General features: G+C 38.2%; 14 protein-coding genes. 8 read left to right on the top strand and 6 right to left on the bottom strand.

From position 1 onward, the window contains the following. Window positions 1-8 precede the first annotated feature (8 nt). The 3 genes from MK480_RS05670 to pyk all read left to right on the top strand — a co-directional run bounded on the left by MK480_RS05670 (window position 9) and on the right by pyk (window position 5,763). Window positions 9-3,110, top strand: a complete 3,102-nt coding sequence (locus tag MK480_RS05670) for a DNA polymerase III subunit alpha (protein WP_268707310.1) — start codon at window positions 9-11, stop codon at window positions 3,108-3,110. 81 nt (window positions 3,111-3,191) lie between these two features. Beyond that, window positions 3,192-4,199, top strand: a complete 1,008-nt coding sequence (gene pfkA / locus MK480_RS05675; RefSeq protein ID WP_268707311.1) for a 6-phosphofructokinase — start codon at window positions 3,192-3,194, stop codon at window positions 4,197-4,199. A 58-nt stretch (window positions 4,200-4,257) separates the two neighbouring features. Further along, window positions 4,258-5,763, top strand: coding sequence for a pyruvate kinase (pyk, locus tag MK480_RS05680; protein WP_125393710.1), 1,506 nt, complete (start codon window positions 4,258-4,260; stop codon window positions 5,761-5,763). Window positions 5,764-6,080: 317 nt separating this feature from the next. Here the strand turns inward: pyk and MK480_RS05685 are convergent, their stop codons facing one another. Continuing rightward, window positions 6,081-7,067, bottom strand: coding sequence for an L-lactate dehydrogenase (locus tag MK480_RS05685; protein WP_000204728.1), 987 nt, complete (start codon window positions 7,065-7,067; stop codon window positions 6,081-6,083). Between the two features lie 193 nt (window positions 7,068-7,260). Between MK480_RS05685 and gyrA the strand changes: the two genes are divergently transcribed. From gyrA to MK480_RS05700, 3 genes are all read left to right on the top strand, one after another. Beyond that, window positions 7,261-9,729: a DNA gyrase subunit A gene (gene gyrA, locus MK480_RS05690; protein WP_268707312.1), complete on the top strand. Its 2,469-nt coding sequence runs from the start codon at window positions 7,261-7,263 to the stop codon at window positions 9,727-9,729. Beyond that, on the top strand, window positions 9,729-10,472 hold the full coding sequence (locus MK480_RS05695) for a class A sortase (RefSeq protein ID WP_045611507.1): 744 nt from the start codon (window positions 9,729-9,731) through the stop codon (window positions 10,470-10,472). The genes gyrA and MK480_RS05695 overlap by 1 nt, the downstream gene beginning before the upstream one ends. Window positions 10,473-10,638: 166 nt before the next feature. Further along, window positions 10,639-11,436 (top strand): formate/nitrite transporter family protein, encoded by a 798-nt coding sequence (locus MK480_RS05700; RefSeq protein ID WP_173876041.1) that lies wholly within the window; start codon window positions 10,639-10,641, stop codon window positions 11,434-11,436. Between the two features lie 347 nt (window positions 11,437-11,783). Here MK480_RS05700 and MK480_RS05705 read toward each other — a convergent pair whose 3' ends face one another. The 4 genes from MK480_RS05705 to MK480_RS05720 all read right to left on the bottom strand — a co-directional run bounded on the left by MK480_RS05705 (window position 11,784) and on the right by MK480_RS05720 (window position 14,306). Then, window positions 11,784-12,929, bottom strand: coding sequence for a site-specific integrase (locus MK480_RS05705; protein ID WP_268707313.1), 1,146 nt, complete (start codon window positions 12,927-12,929; stop codon window positions 11,784-11,786). A gap of 163 nt (window positions 12,930-13,092) precedes the next feature. After that, on the bottom strand, window positions 13,093-13,500 hold the full coding sequence (locus MK480_RS05710) for a DUF4429 domain-containing protein (protein ID WP_268707314.1): 408 nt from the start codon (window positions 13,498-13,500) through the stop codon (window positions 13,093-13,095). Window positions 13,501-13,544: 44 nt separating this feature from the next. Continuing rightward, the gene (locus tag MK480_RS05715; protein WP_268707315.1) at window positions 13,545-13,928 is read right to left on the bottom strand and encodes an ImmA/IrrE family metallo-endopeptidase; all 384 of its coding nucleotides are present in this window, start codon (window positions 13,926-13,928) and stop codon (window positions 13,545-13,547) included. A gap of 12 nt (window positions 13,929-13,940) precedes the next feature. After that, window positions 13,941-14,306 (bottom strand): helix-turn-helix domain-containing protein, encoded by a 366-nt coding sequence (locus MK480_RS05720; protein WP_268707414.1) that lies wholly within the window; start codon window positions 14,304-14,306, stop codon window positions 13,941-13,943. Window positions 14,307-14,607: 301 nt separating this feature from the next. On the opposite strand from MK480_RS05720, the gene MK480_RS05725 reads away from it, so the two are divergent. Both MK480_RS05725 and MK480_RS05730 read left to right on the top strand, forming a co-directional pair. Beyond that, window positions 14,608-14,817 carry a helix-turn-helix domain-containing protein gene (locus MK480_RS05725; protein ID WP_268707316.1) on the top strand — a complete coding sequence of 70 codons (210 nt, stop codon included), beginning with the start codon at window positions 14,608-14,610 and terminating at the stop codon, window positions 14,815-14,817. 10 nt (window positions 14,818-14,827) lie between these two features. Then, window positions 14,828-14,992, top strand: coding sequence for a hypothetical protein (locus tag MK480_RS05730; protein WP_268707317.1), 165 nt, complete (start codon window positions 14,828-14,830; stop codon window positions 14,990-14,992). Here MK480_RS05730 and MK480_RS05735 read toward each other — a convergent pair. After that, complete coding sequence (locus MK480_RS05735; protein WP_268707318.1) at window positions 14,987-15,772, bottom strand: DUF4393 domain-containing protein; 786 nt, start codon at window positions 15,770-15,772, stop codon at window positions 14,987-14,989. The two genes, MK480_RS05730 and MK480_RS05735, sit on opposite strands and share 6 nt — an antisense overlap. Between the last annotated feature and the right edge of the window lie 44 nt (window positions 15,773-15,816).

The raw sequence follows: 15,816 nt of genomic DNA on the forward strand, positions 1-15,816 counted from the left end.
AGTGTAAATTGATCGCACAACTAGATACAAAAACAGTCTATAGTTTTATGGAGAGTGTCATTTCAATTGACAAGTATGTGAGAGTAGCAAAAGACTATGGATACACTCATCTGGCTATGATGGATATTGACAATCTTTATGGGGCTTTCGACTTTCTAGAGGTTACAAAAAAATACGGCATTCATCCTTTGTTAGGGCTTGAAATGAATGTGCTTGTAGATGACAAGGATGTGAATCTGCGCTTTTTAGCTCTATCTAGTGTGGGCTATCAGCAGTTGATGAAACTTTCAACAGCTAAGATGCAGGGGGAGAAAAGTTGGTCAGTTCTATCTCAGTATCTAGAGGATATTACGGTAATTGTGCCTTATTTTGAAGAACTTGAGTTGTTAAATCTAGGCTGTGATTACTATATAGGGGTTTACCCAGAAACACTAGCAAGCGAATTTCATCATCCTATTTTGCCCCTTTATCGGGTCAATACATTTGAAAGTAAGGATAGAGAAGTTCTTCAAGTACTAACAGCGATTAAAGAAAATATACCGCTCAGAGAAGTTCCTTTGCGCTCGCGACAAGATGTCTTTATATCAGCAAGTTCTTTAGAGAAATTATTCCTAGAACGTTTTCCGCAAGCCTTGGACAATTTAGAAAAGCTTATTTCAGGTATTTCTTACGACTTGGATACTAGTTTGAAACTGCCTCGTTTTAATCCAGCGAGACCAGCAGTAGAAGAGTTGAGAGAACGTGCTGAACTGGGACTTGCTCAGAAGGGGTTGTCTAGTAAAGAATATCAAGACCGTCTAGACCAAGAATTGGCTGTTATTCATGATATGGGCTTTGACGATTATTTCTTGGTTGTCTGGGATTTGCTACGTTTTGGACGTTCGAATGGCTACTATATGGGAATGGGACGGGGTTCAGCAGTTGGTAGCTTGGTTTCCTATGCCTTAGATATTACAGGGATTGACCCAGTAGAGAAAAATCTGATTTTTGAACGTTTCCTCAATCGTGAACGCTATACTATGCCTGATATTGATATTGATATTCCTGATATTTATCGTCCAGATTTTATCAGGTATGTTGGCAATAAATATGGCAGTAAACATGCTGCTCAAATCGTTACTTTTTCTACCTTTGGGGCTAAGCAAGCTCTTCGAGATGTATTGAAACGCTTTGGTGTGCCCGAGTATGAATTATCTGCAATTACTAAGAAAATCAGTTTTCGGGACAATCTTAAGTCAGCCTATGAGGGCAATCTGCAGTTTCGTCAGCAAATTAATAGTAAGTTAGAATACCAAAAAGCCTTTGAGATTGCTTGCAAGATTGAAGGATATCCAAGACAAACCTCTATCCATGCAGCTGGTGTTGTAATCAGTGACCAAGATTTGACCAATTACATCCCTCTAAAGCATGGTGACGAAATTCCACTGACTCAATATGATGCTCATGGAGTCGAAGCGAGTGGACTTTTGAAGATGGATTTTCTGGGGCTACGAAATTTGACCTTTGTTCAGAAAATGCAAGAGTTGCTTGCTGAAACAGAAGGTATTCATATAAAAATAGAAGAAATTGATTTGGAAGACAAAGAAACGTTAGCTCTTTTTGCTTCTGGTAATACAAAAGGTATCTTTCAATTTGAACAACCTGGTGCTATTCGCCTACTCAAGCGTGTGCAGCCAGTCTGTTTTGAAGATGTCGTAGCAACTACTTCCCTAAATCGACCAGGTGCTAGTGATTATATCAATAATTTTGTAGCTAGAAAGCATGGGCAAGAAGAAGTGACGGTTCTGGATCCAGTGCTGGAGGATATTTTGGCTCCAACCTACGGCATTATGCTCTATCAGGAGCAGGTTATGCAGGTTGCTCAGCGATTTGCTGGATTTAGTCTTGGGAAGGCCGATATTTTGCGTCGAGCTATGGGTAAAAAGGATGCCTCTGCTATGCATGAGATGAGGACTTCCTTTATTCAAGGCTCCATAGAAGCTGGTCATACTGCGGAAAAAGCAGAGCAGGTTTTTGATGTTATGGAGAAGTTTGCAGGTTATGGATTTAACAGGTCACACGCCTACGCCTACTCAGCCTTGGCCTTCCAGTTGGCTTATTTTAAAACACATTATCCAGCTATCTTTTATCAGATTATGTTGAATTCTGCCAACAGTGATTATGTAACAGATGCCTTAGAAGCAGGTTTTGAAGTAGCCCCATTGTCCATCAATACTATTCCCTATCACGATAAAATTGCCAACAAGTCTATCTATTTAGGTTTGAAATCGATTAAGGGGCTCAGCAAGGATTTGGCGCTTTGGATTATCGAACATCGACCATATTCTAACATTGAAGATTTTTTAGCTAAACTACCTGAGAATTATTTGAAACTTCCCTTGCTGGAACCTTTGGTAAAAGTTGGTCTTTTCGATTCATTTGAAAAAAATCGTCAAAAAGTATTCAATAATTTAGCTAATCTATTTGAATTTGTGAAAGTATTAGGAAGCTTATTTGGAGAGACCATCTATAGTTGGCAAGATTCAGAGGACTGGACGGAGCAAGAAAAATTCTACATGGAACAAGAGCTTTTAGGGATAGGTGTCAGCAAACATCCCTTACAAGCTATTGCAAGTAAGGCTATTTACCCTATTACCCCAATTGGAAATTTGTCAGAAAATAGCTACGCTATTATTTTGGTTGAAGTTCAGAAAATAAAAGTAATTCGTACCAAAAAGGGTGAAAATATGGCTTTCTTACAGGTGGATGACAGTAAGAAAAAATTGGATGTTACCCTCTTTTCAGATTTATATCGACAGGTTGGACAGGAAGTAAGAGAAGGAGCCTTCTACTATATAAAAGGAAAAATCCAGTCACGTGACGGTCGTCTGCAAATGATTGCACAAGAAATAAGAGAAGCAGTTGCTGAGCGCTTTTGGATTCAGGTGAAAAATCATGACTCGGATCAAGAAATGACACGTATTTTAGACCAGTATAAAGGCCCAATCCCAGTCATTATCAGGTATGAAGAGGAACAGAGAACAATTGTTTCTCCCAACCATTTTGTAGCTAAATCTGATGAATTAGAGGCGAAATTGAATGGAATCGTTATGAAAACGATTTATCGCTAAAATTACGGAAAATAGAAGAATTTTCAACGTAAATGTGGTATAATCAGTAAGAATGTTAAAAGAAAAAGGAGCATAACCAATATGAAACGTATTGCTGTTTTGACTAGTGGTGGAGACGCCCCTGGTATGAACGCTGCCATCCGTGCAGTTGTTCGTCAAGCAATTTCAGAAGGAATGGAAGTGTTTGGTATCTATGATGGATATGCTGGTATGGTTGCCGGTGAAATTCATCCCCTAGATGCAGCTTCAGTAGGGGACATCATTTCTCGTGGTGGTACTTTCCTTCACTCAGCTCGCTACCCAGAGTTCGCTCAACTTGAAGGGCAACTTAAAGGGATTGAGCAATTGAAAAAACACGGGATTGAAGGTGTAGTTGTTATCGGTGGTGACGGATCTTACCACGGTGCTATGCGTTTGACTGAACATGGCTTCCCAGCTATCGGTCTTCCAGGTACAATTGATAACGATATCGTTGGTACTGACTTTACAATCGGTTTTGACACAGCGGTTACGACTGCTATGGACGCTATCGATAAGATTCGTGATACGTCATCAAGTCACCGTCGTACTTTTGTTATCGAAGTTATGGGACGTAACGCAGGTGATATCGCTCTTTGGTCAGGTATCGCAACTGGTGCTGATGAAATCATCATTCCTGAAGAAGGCTTCAAGATTGAAGATATCGTAGAAAGCATTAAATGTGGTTATGAGTGTGGTAAAAAACACAATATCATCGTCTTGGCTGAAGGTGTGATGTCAGCGGCTGAATTTGGTCAAAAACTAAAAGAAGCTGGAGACACAAGTGACCTTCGTGTGACAGAACTTGGACATATTCAACGTGGTGGTTCTCCAACTGCGCGTGACCGTGTTTTGGCATCACGTATGGGTGCACATGCTGTTAAACTTCTTAAAGAAGGTATCGGTGGTGTTGCGGTTGGTATCCGTAACGAGAAAATGGTTGAAAACCCAATTCTTGGAACTGCAGAAGAAGGAGCATTGTTTAGCCTTACTGCAGATGGTAAGATTGTGGTTAACAACCCACACAAGGCTGACCTTGAGCTATCTAGCTTGAATAAGAGCTTGTCATAATTTATAATTTAGTTAATAAGACCAAAAAGGTCATATATATAAAGGAGTCACAAAAATCATGAACAAACGTGTAAAAATCGTTGCAACTTTGGGACCTGCGGTAGAAATCCGTGGTGGTAAAAAATTCGGTGATGACGGATACTGGGGCGAAAAACTTGATGTTGAAGCTTCAGCTAAAAACATTGCTAAATTGATTGAAGCTGGTGCTAACACATTCCGTTTCAACTTCTCACACGGTGACCACCAAGAACAAGGTGACCGTATGGCAACTGTTAAACTTGCTGAAAAACTTGCAGGTAAAAAAGTTGGTTTCCTTCTTGATACAAAAGGACCAGAAATCCGTACTGAATTGTTTGAAGGAGATGCAAAAGAGTACTCTTACACAACTGGTGAGAAAATCCGTGTTGCTACTAAACAAGGAATCAAATCAACTCGTGATGTAATCGCATTGAACGTTGCTGGTGCTCTTGATATCTATGATGATGTTGAAGTTGGTCGTCAAGTTTTGATTGACGATGGTAAACTTGGTCTTCTCGTTGTTGCTAAAGATGATGCAACTCGTGAATTTGAAGTTGAAGTGGAAAATGACGGTGTTATTGCTAAACAAAAAGGTGTAAACATCCCTAACACTAAAATTCCTTTCCCAGCACTTGCTGAACGTGATAACGACGATATCCGTTTCGGTCTTGAACAAGGTATCAACTTCATCGCGATTTCATTCGTACGTACTGCAAAAGATGTGAACGAAGTTCGTGCAATCTGTGAAGAAACTGGAAATGGACATGTTCAATTGTTCGCTAAAATCGAAAACCAACAAGGTATCGATAACTTGGATGAAATCATCGAAGCTGCTGATGGTATCATGATCGCTCGTGGTGACATGGGTATCGAAGTACCATTCGAAATGGTTCCAGTTTACCAAAAAATGATCATCACTAAAGTGAACGCTGCAGGTAAAGTTGTTATCACTGCAACAAACATGCTTGAAACAATGACTGAAAAACCACGTGCAACTCGTTCAGAAGTATCAGACGTATTTAACGCTGTTATCGATGGAACTGACGCAACAATGCTTTCAGGTGAGTCTGCAAATGGTAAATACCCACTTGAGTCAGTAACTACAATGGCTACAATCGACAAGAACGCTCAAACACTTCTTAACGAATACGGTCGTTTGAACTCAGATTCATTTGAACGTAACTCTAAGACAGAAGTAATGGCTTCAGCTGTTAAAGATGCTACTAACTCAATGGATATCAAATTGGTTGTAACTCTTACTAAGACAGGTCACACTGCACGTTTGATCTCTAAATACCGTCCAAATGCTGACATCTTGGCATTGACATTCGACGAATTGACAGAACGTGGATTGATGTTGAACTGGGGTGTTATCCCAATGTTGACAGATGCTCCATCTTCAACTGACGATATGTTCGAAATTGCTGAACGTAAAGCAGTTGAAGCAGGTCTTGTACAATCTGGTGATGATATCGTTATCGTAGCTGGTGTACCACTTGGAGAAGCTGTACGTACAAACACAATGCGTATCCGTACAGTACGTTAATTAAAATGAAAAAAGCCTATCACATCAAGCTTTCTAGCCTGTATGATAGGTCTTTTTTTTACCAGGGGGCAAAAAAGGGGGCAAACTTTTTACTTTCGATTTAATACGACGGAATCAAGTGCATCAAGTACTGCTTGCTCCAGACCTTTTGTAACGTGAGTATAGATCTAATTGGTGGTTTTTCGGATTTATGCCCAAACTGTGACATGATAGCTTTTAAAGTTATGTTGTTTTTTACATAAACTTCATAAAATGTTTAGTTAAGATAGAGATAAAAAATAACTCCCTGATGAGTCAAGGAGTTATTTCTATCTAAATTAGTTTTTTGAAGCTGCTTGGAATTCTGGGTTTTTCCATGCTTCGTCAATGATAGCTTGCAATTCTTTAGCAGATGCTTGCATTTTTTGAGTTTCTGCGTCGTTCAATGGAATGTTTACTGGACGAACGATACCATGTGCACCAACAACAGCTGGTTGACCGATAAAGACATTCTTAACTCCGTATTGACCTTCTTGGAATACTGAAAGTGGAAGTACTGCGTTTTCATCGTCAAGGATTGCTTTAGTGATACGAGCAAGGGCTACTGCGATACCGTAGTATGTTGCACCTTTTTTGTTGATGATTGTGTAGGCTGCATCACGTACACCTTCGAACAATTCAATCAATTCAGCTTCTTGAACATTTTGAGTGTCTTTAAGGAATTCTTCAAGGTTTACACCAGCGATGTTTGCGTGTGACCAAACAGCGAACTCAGAGTCACCGTGTTCACCCATGATGTAAGCGTGAACTGAACGAGCATCTACATCCAATTTTTCAGCAAGTGCTTGACGGAAACGAGCTGAGTCAAGTGAAGTACCTGAACCGATAACGCGTTCTTTAGGGAAACCAGAGAATTTCCAAGTTGAGTAAGTCAAAACGTCAACTGGGTTAGCAGCAACAAGGAAGATACCTTTGAAACCTGATTCAACAACTTGAGTTACGATTGATTTGTTGATAGCAAGGTTTTTACCTACAAGGTCAAGACGAGTTTCACCTGGTTTTTGAGGCGCACCTGCAGTGATCACAACAAGGTCAGCGTCTGCACAGTCAGAGTATTGAGCTGCATAGATTTTTTTAGGTGAAGTGAAGGCAAGGGCGTGACTAAGGTCAAGCGCGTCACCAACAGCTTTTTCATGCAATTGTGGAATTTCGATAATTCCAAGCTCTTGTGCAATTCCTTGGTTAACAAGTGCAAAAGCGTAAGAAGAACCTACAGCACCATCACCGACAAGGATAACTTTTTTGTGTTGTTTAGTTGAAGTCATTATTCTAAACATCTCCTTAATTTTATTCAGGGATTTCCCAGTTATTTTAATTCTATCACTTTTAAAAAGCTTTGTCACGGATATGCATTTCAGTTCTTGATGTAAACGTTTTAGTGATTTTAGATACCTGAAATATAGCGGACATTATGGTATAATATAGTTAATTACTAATAGTGAAATGAGGCATTTATTAATGCAGGATAGAAATTTAGTGAATGTCAATCTGACAAAGGAGATGAAGACGAGCTTTATCGACTACGCTATGAGTGTTATCGTAGCGCGGGCTCTTCCTGATGTTCGAGATGGCTTGAAACCGGTTCACCGTCGGATTCTCTATGGAATGAATGAATTGGGTGTTACTCCAGACAAACCCCATAAAAAATCTGCTCGTATTACAGGGGACGTCATGGGTAAATACCACCCACACGGGGATTCCTCTATCTATGAAGCCATGGTCCGCATGGCTCAATGGTGGAGTTACCGTTACATGCTTGTCGACGGCCATGGAAACTTTGGTTCCATGGATGGTGATGGTGCTGCCGCCCAACGTTACACCGAGGCACGCATGAGCAAGATTGCTCTGGAGATGCTTCGTGATATCAATAAAAATACAGTTGATTTCGTTGATAACTATGATGCTAATGAACGTGAACCCTTAGTCTTGCCAGCGCGCTTTCCAAACCTTTTGGTTAATGGAGCAACTGGTATTGCGGTTGGGATGGCAACCAATATTCCACCTCATAACTTGGGTGAAACCATTGATGCAGTGAAGTTGGTCATGGACAATCCTGAAGTGACCACTAAGGACTTGATGGAAGTCTTACCTGGACCAGATTTTCCAACTGGTGCTCTTGTTATGGGGAAATCAGGTATTCATAAGGCTTATGAAACAGGTAAAGGTTCTATTGTCCTTCGTTCTCGTACTGAAATTGAAGAAACTAAGACTGGCCGTGAGCGCATCGTTGTAACGGAATTTCCTTATATGGTCAATAAAACAAAGGTGCATGAGCATATTGTTCGTTTGGTTCAGGAAAAACGTATTGAGGGCATCACAGCAGTTCGTGATGAATCAAACCGTGAAGGTGTTCGATTTGTTATCGAAGTTAAGCGCGATGCCTCAGCAAATGTTATCCTCAACAATCTTTTCAAGATGACCCAGATGCAAACCAACTTTGGTTTCAATATGCTTGCTATCCAAAATGGTGTACCCAAGATTTTGTCTCTTCGTCAGATTTTGGATGCTTATATTGAGCACCAAAAAGAAGTGGTTGTTCGTCGGACACGTTTTGACAAGGAAAAAGCGGAAGCGCGTGCTCATATTTTAGAAGGTCTCTTGATTGCGCTAGACCATATCGACGAAGTGATTCGTATCATCCGTGCTAGTGAAACGGATGCTGAAGCACAAGCTGAGTTGATGAGCAAATTCAAGTTATCTGAACGTCAAAGTCAAGCCATTCTTGATATGCGTCTTCGTCGTTTGACAGGTTTGGAACGCGATAAGATTCAGTCTGAGTATGATGACCTCTTGGCTCTGATTGCAGATTTAGCAGATATTCTAGCTAAGCCAGAACGTGTTTCTCAAATCATTAAAGATGAATTAGACGAAGTCAAGCATAAATTTGGTGACCAACGTCGTACGGAATTGATGGTTGGTGAAGTCTTAAGCCTCGAAGATGAGGACTTGATTGAAGAAACGGATGTCTTGATTACACTTTCTAACAAGGGATACATCAAACGTCTCGACCAAGCTGAGTTCACCGCTCAAAAACGTGGTGGCCGCGGTGTTCAAGGAACAGGTGTTAAGGATGACGATTTTGTTCGTGAGTTAGTGTCGACTAGCACCCATGATCACCTACTCTTCTTTACAAATAAAGGCCGTGTTTATCGCCTGAAAGGCTATGAAATTCCTGAGTATGGCCGTACTGCTAAGGGCTTGCCGATTGTCAATCTTTTGAAATTGGATGAAGGCGAAAGTATTCAAACCATCATCAATGTTGAGTCTGAACGCAGTGATGATGCTTACCTCTTCTTCACAACCCGTCATGGTATTGTGAAGAGAACCAGTGTTAAGGAATTTGCTAACATTCGCCAGAATGGTCTCAAGGCTTTGAACCTCAAGGATGAAGATGAATTGATTAATGTCTTACTGACAGAAGAAGATACGGATATTATCATTGGTACCAAGTTTGGTTATGCAGTTCGCTTTAATCAATCAGCCGTTCGTGGAATGAGCCGTATCGCTACGGGTGTGAAAGGTGTTAATCTCCGTGAGGGGGACACAGTTGTTGGGGCTAGTGTTATTACAGACCAGGACGAGGTTCTTATCATCACAGACAAAGGATATGGTAAGCGCACAGTTGCGACTGAATATCCAACTAAAGGTCGTGGTGGTAAAGGGATGCAAACTGCTAAAATTACGGAAAAGAATGGTTCCCTTGCTGGTCTTATGACAGTTAAAGGTGATGAAGATTTGATGATTATCACTGATACAGGTGTCATGATTCGAACCAACGTTGCCAATATTTCACAAACAGGTCGCTCAACTATGGGAGTTAAAGTGATGCGCCTGGACCAAGATGCTAAAATTGTAACCTTTACTACGGTTACAGCGGCAGAAAAAGAAGAGGTTGGGACAGAAAACGAAACAGAAGGTGAAGCATAATGCCTCATAAAAAGAACAAAAAGAAAACAAACCGTAAAAATTTACTAATCAATATCTTGGCAGGTTTTTTAATCCTCTTGTCAGTAGCTTTGATTTTCAATTCAAAAATTCGTGATATGTTCATGGTTTGGAATACCAATAAATACCAAGTCAGCCAAGTATCAAAAGAAAAATTGGAAGAAAATCAAGATACAGAAGGGAATTTTGACTTTGATTCCGTAAAAGCCATCTCGTCAGAAGCTGTCTTGTCCTCACAATGGGATTCGCAAAAATTGCCAGTTATCGGTGGAATTGCTGTCCCTGAGGTAGAAATTAACTTGCCTATTTTTAAGGGACTGGATAATGTTAATCTCTTCTATGGTGCAGGTACAATGAAGCGTGATCAAGTGATGGGGAAAGGAAACTATTCACTTGCGAGCCATCACATTTTCACTGCGGAAAATGCCAGTCAAATGCTTTTTTCCCCACTGGCACGCGCTAAAAATGGGATGAAAATTTATCTAACTGATAAGGATAAAGTTTATACCTACGAAATCCGTGAAGTGAAGCATGTGACTCCAGATCGAGTTGACGAGATTGATGACCGTAATGGTGTTGATGAAATCACACTTGTAACCTGTGTTGACTATGATGCGACAGAACGGATTATCGTTAAAGGTGACTTAAAAGAAGAAAAAGATTATTCACAAACCCCTGAAGAAATTCTAACAGCTTTCAATCAACCATATAAACAACGCTATTAATAGTTAAAGAATCAGTAAACATTTTATTTTACTGGTTCTTTTTATATTGCTTTATAAGCATGTTAAGTAATGATAAATCAATACAAATACTAGCATTTTTCAAAAACAATTACCTATTTTAATATTTTTTGTTATAATACTAAATATAAAAAAATAGGAGACGTTTATGAGTTCGTCAGAGTTTATTTCGAAGATTGATTATTATTGCCACAAGAAAGAAAGTCTTTTCAAGCAAAGTAAGTTAAAGTATGCGATTCGTTCTATGTTTGCAGGTGCTTTTTTAACCTTCAGTACAGCTGCTGGTGCTATTGGTGCAGATTTACTTAATAGTATTGTTCCAAGTAGTGGGTATTTCCTGTTTCCATTTGTTTTTGCTTGGGGGCTGGTTTATATTGTCTTCCTAAATGCGGAATTGGTAACTTCCAATATGATGTATTTAACAGCAGGCGCATTTTTGAAAAAGATTGATTGGAAAAAGGCAATGATTATTTTACTCTATTGTACTTTGTTTAATCTCATTGGTGCCTTGGTGGCTGGATGGGCCTTTGCCAACTCGTCAGCCTTTTCCCATTTGACCCATGATAGCTTCCTTCCTAAGCTTGTAGCCAAGAAATTGGCGCGTCCAAGTGATTTAGTCCTGCTTGAGGGAATTCTTGCCAATGTATTTGTAAATATTGCTATTCTTTCGTCTATATTAGTCAAAGATGGTGCTGCCAAACTATGGATCATTTTATCAGCTATTTCAATGTTTGTCTTCTTGTCCAATGAGCACATCGCTGCCAATTTTGCTTCCTTTAGTATTATGAAATTCAGCATGATTGCTGATCAAGTACCTCACTTTGATCTTCCAAATATCCTTCGACATTGGGGTGTAACCTTTATTGCTAACTTTATAGGTGGAGGTCTTCTGATTGGTTTACCGTATGCCTTTCTAAATAAGAATGAAGATACATATGTTGATTAAGAAGAGTTAGTGTATCAGGGAGAATCAGAATGATTCTCTCTTTTTCTTTTACAAAATAGGCTTGCAGAGAAAATCGTTTTTAAATTGTAAAAATAAAATATATTAAATGGAATAAAAGTTATTCCATATAACCTCAATATTCTAATAACTAAAACTTCTAAAAGCTTATTATTAAAACAATGTAAACGATTGCTGGATTTATAAATTTATTAAAAATGCAATTAGGAAAGGCTTTTCATTATATCTATTTTATGTTATAAACTGCTCACGGTTTCCTGTACCCTTGAAATCATTGGTTTTATAGTGTATATCTAAAAGTGAATACGAGATTGAATACGACTTTACTTTTAGCTTGAACGGATAAAAGTCATGAGCTGATCCACAATTTCAACACGTTGATTGTCATTGATGTGGGTGTACATATCAAGAGTGGTTTGGACATTGTTATGACCTAATCTGTCTGAAATGATCTTGGCTGTAACACCAGCTTCAAAGAGGAGAGAAGCGTGTGTGTGCCTGAAACCGTGAGGAGTAATTTTTTTGACATTATTATGTTCACAAAAGAATCTTCTAAGTCTCTCTTTTACAGCTGAAGGAGAAATCCAACCTCCGAAACTGTTCGTAAAGATATAATTTGAATCATGTTTGTAAGGTACACCAGCCTGAAAATATTCTTTTATTTGTTGACGTTTCCAGAGTTTCAGCACATTCAGAGTTTCATCATCCAAAGTGATAACCCTTTTACTCATTTTGGTTTTAGGCTCCTGAACAGTTTGTTTTTTATTAACAACGACAGCTGTCCGAGAAATGTTTAATCGTTTATTTTCAAAATCAACATCTGACCACATGAGTCCAAGCGCCTCACCACATCTCAAACCTGTAAAAGCTAGTAAGTGATAAAAGGTATATTCTACAGGCTTACAATCTACTTTGCAAACTTTAAGAAACTCTGTTAGCTCCTGTTTTGTATAGTGGTTTTCTTTGCCCTTCAATGGCCTGTTTTTAGGCTTGATAATCTTGTCTAAGGGATTTGACTTAATGATGTCAATAGAAGTGGCATATTTAAAAATACGGCTGATTACAGAGTAGTAATTGGCATAGAGGATATAGCGATTACTCAACTTGATAGCAACCTTTTGACAATAAGCTACACTGATCTGCTGGATTTTCATATCTGTAAAATACAAGTCAATCATAACATCAAGTTTTTTCTTAACATTCTGATAGGTTGTTGGTTTTACAGTGTTTTTATAGCTATCAAGCCACAACTCAGCGACTTCAGCAAAAGTAGGGTTCTGGAAATCTTCATTGTTTGAAAAACCATTCTCTTCAACATCTAAGAGAAGGTCACGTTCGGCAGCCTTTGCCTCTTTAATGGTTTTAAAACCACGGCGTGTTGTACGCTTTTCTTTTCCAGTAGCAGGGTCTATGCCCAGATATGTTTGAAAGAGATATCTAGTCTCTCCTTTTTTTGTAAGGTATTTTTTTATCATAAAAAGTCCTTTCTTTTCGATTGCTTGCCCGCATAGTTGAAAAGGTGTAGAACTTGTGATAAACTATAGTTGTATTTTTTTATCATCCTTTCCATTGCTTGCTAGGTGGAAAGTTGAATCCTCACACTCAAAATTTGGCGATGGCGAGTGTGGGGATTTTTTGTTATTTCTTGACCTTATCTTTTAAAGCTTTTTCAATAGCTTGTTTTAATTCTAAGATAGCTGCTTTGTCTTCTTTGAGAAAAGTCACTGTATTTTCATCTTTGACTGCATCAAAAACACCACCTTTTGTATCAGATGATCCAGGATAGACCAACTGAAGGTAACCAACAGTTGCACCTGGCTCTTTTAATTGATAAGCAGTAATTTCTGATAACAGAATCGACTTTTCTCCATCCAATCCGTGAAGCAAAACATTAGACATATTTGTCTTTCTTGCAATCCTGATAAAGTAATCATCAATTCTTACGACAGTTTTTGATTTTTTAAACTCAAAAACTCGTTCATTAGGTTCCTCTGTAAAAAGTTCGATTTCTAAAACTTCATTTTGTTTTTTACCAAATAATGCCATAAGTAGTTCCTTTCTTTTTCTGCTTCAGCAGTTTATAAACATATTTAACCAATTAAAGTCTGATATTCCTCTTTTACCATGATTTCATTTGTCATGGTTTTTAGATTGTAATAAGACATGAATTTGAGGTAATCAAACTCTGTGGGGTCATCCAAGCTTTCTAGCGCGTCTTTCACGAGATGATGGATCATATTCCTATCAGCTTCGTTTTCACAGCGTAGGCGAGCATTTTGGTACTCTGAGCGTGTGTGGTCTTTGTGTCCGAGTTCATGCAGTAGTACCTTAACTCTCTCTTTTTTGTTGAGCTTGCTCGATAGGAAAGCTGTGTTGGTTTCTTTTTCGTAAAATCCAAGTTCATCAGGTATTAGCTCACCGTCAAAATCGACAATGCGAACCTGAAAATGACTTATAATTTCTTTTTCGGTCACTAAGCAGTACCTCTAATCACCAGCTTCTTTGAGATAACCTTCAATGATAGACTGGATGATTTTTTTCTTTTCATCTGTTAATTCTCGACCGCCAAACATCATGACATTCGATGCCATTTCTTCAACGTTTAGGGTCTTCCCTTGCCATATATACTCTTTTGAATCACCAGCGATGGCAGGATTATCCGTACGTCCTAGCAGATAGTCCGTGGAAACGTTGAAGTAGTCGGCGATTTCTTGGAGACGGTCAGATTTAGGAGTTTTTTCTTTCAAAGTATAAAGGTAATTTATACTATAGCCTAAATCTTCGGCAACTTTTTGAAGACTTATTCCTCGTTTTTGAGCAAGCTCCTTAATTTTTTCAAGTGTGGAAAACATTGTCATAGTACCTTTTCTAAGACATGACAAAAAATATTTTATAAAAAAGTGTTATTTTCTATTGACAATAATAACACTAAAGTGTAAAATAGTTTTTGTAAGTTAATGAGTTAGTAAAAAACAAAGTTAAAACTTATCTAAAAATAAATAGCTTTGGCGAGCAAGGAAATTGATAGATATAATGTTTTATCAATGTTTTTAATTATGCTTTCATTTTACACTACAGTATAAAAGTTGTCAAGTATTTTATAAAATAATTTACTAACTCTTTAACTTAACTAATTAAAAAGGAGGAGGTCGCATGAGCCAACAACATCGTAAGTGGAACGAGCTCGTAAAGGAGCAAATTGGAAAACGTGGGTGGTCGCAGACGGATTTGGCTATTGTTGTAGGTGTTAGTCCATCAGCCATCACACAGCTTTTTAAAGATGGTAAAGGAAGTGATGATTTGAAGCTTCGCATTAACAAGAAGTTGCGAATCAATGAGTCGTGGGAGAAATTTGAGGATTAGGAGGGGGAAAATGAGAGAAATCATACTCAGTGTCATAGTATCATCAATAATTTCAATACTGATGATGACTATTCAAATAAAGATGATAAAAAAATGGCTTGCCGATTTTTTCGACAAGCAAGATGAATGGTTAAAAACACATTTTGAAAATTTAGTCAAAAGATTGTTTTTATAAACAGACATTATAGAAATCTTCACCTAAAGGTGTAATATCTATAATCCCTTTTTCTACATGGAATTTTTCGTTGTTTTTAGCATTGATATACGATGTTTTATAAGCTGTGACTAAAGGGTTGCTTTCAAGTAATGTGTATTTTTCTTTTTTCGAAAGCCAAGTTGTGAAATCAACTTTAATCAAACCTAATCTTTCAAGGTTTGTAATAGAGGAAGCATTTCTATCAAAATCAAACATTGAATTATCAAGTGACGATTCTATTTCACCATCATGAGGAATAAAAATTAGTGGTTTTAAAAGGCTCTGACTCCCTGTTTCGAATTCCAGCAAATACTTAGCGACAGGACATCGTTTTCTTTGAGCAATAAACTTCAAATTCCTAGCATCTAAAGGACTGAGCTGTTTAATAATTTCAACAAAAGAATGATGCAATAACGAACTTTTTGAAGAATCAAATGATGCCGCTAATAGTGATGCAAAAATTTCTCGTATATCTTCTTCCTCGATATAAAATTTTGATGCTTCCAATGCAGGTCCTAATATACTCATTTTAGGTTCTTGTATATTTTCTACAGGTATTTGTTCGATTTTCTCAGTTAGTGATTCAATGTACTTCTCATTATCATATTTACGTTTTTCATTTTTTCGTAATAGGAAACTATCAAGAGGACCAAAAACATATTTCCATGCTTCATTAAAAGTGTTAGCAGGGGCCTCAGCTCCCTTTGTAGCCATAGTTGTTGCAAACGCAGTTAAGATTGTAGGTAACAAATCAGCCATAATACACCTCGTGTTTTTATTTTAATTATACCAAATTTAGAAAG

Origin of the sequence: Streptococcus mitis (genome assembly GCF_026782895.1) — a bacterium.
GTDB lineage: Bacteria > Bacillota > Bacilli > Lactobacillales > Streptococcaceae > Streptococcus > Streptococcus mitis_CB.

Coding starts and splice junctions, on each gene's coding strand:
- MK480_RS05730 (WP_268707317.1), top strand. CDS start 14,828: ATGAGAGAAATCATACTCAGTGTCATAGTATCATCAATAATTTCAATA.
- MK480_RS05710 (WP_268707314.1), bottom strand. CDS start 13,500: ATGGCATTATTTGGTAAAAAACAAAATGAAGTTTTAGAAATCGAACTT.
- MK480_RS05685 (WP_000204728.1), bottom strand. CDS start 7,067: ATGACTTCAACTAAACAACACAAAAAAGTTATCCTTGTCGGTGATGGT.
- gyrA (WP_268707312.1), top strand. CDS start 7,261: ATGCAGGATAGAAATTTAGTGAATGTCAATCTGACAAAGGAGATGAAG.
- pfkA (WP_268707311.1), top strand. CDS start 3,192: ATGAAACGTATTGCTGTTTTGACTAGTGGTGGAGACGCCCCTGGTATG.
- MK480_RS05705 (WP_268707313.1), bottom strand. CDS start 12,929: ATGATAAAAAAATACCTTACAAAAAAAGGAGAGACTAGATATCTCTTT.
- MK480_RS05700 (WP_173876041.1), top strand. CDS start 10,639: ATGAGTTCGTCAGAGTTTATTTCGAAGATTGATTATTATTGCCACAAG.
- pyk (WP_125393710.1), top strand. CDS start 4,258: ATGAACAAACGTGTAAAAATCGTTGCAACTTTGGGACCTGCGGTAGAA.
- MK480_RS05735 (WP_268707318.1), bottom strand. CDS start 15,772: ATGGCTGATTTGTTACCTACAATCTTAACTGCGTTTGCAACAACTATG.
- MK480_RS05725 (WP_268707316.1), top strand. CDS start 14,608: ATGAGCCAACAACATCGTAAGTGGAACGAGCTCGTAAAGGAGCAAATT.
- MK480_RS05695 (WP_045611507.1), top strand. CDS start 9,729: ATGCCTCATAAAAAGAACAAAAAGAAAACAAACCGTAAAAATTTACTA.
- MK480_RS05720 (WP_268707414.1), bottom strand. CDS start 14,306: ATGTTTTCCACACTTGAAAAAATTAAGGAGCTTGCTCAAAAACGAGGA.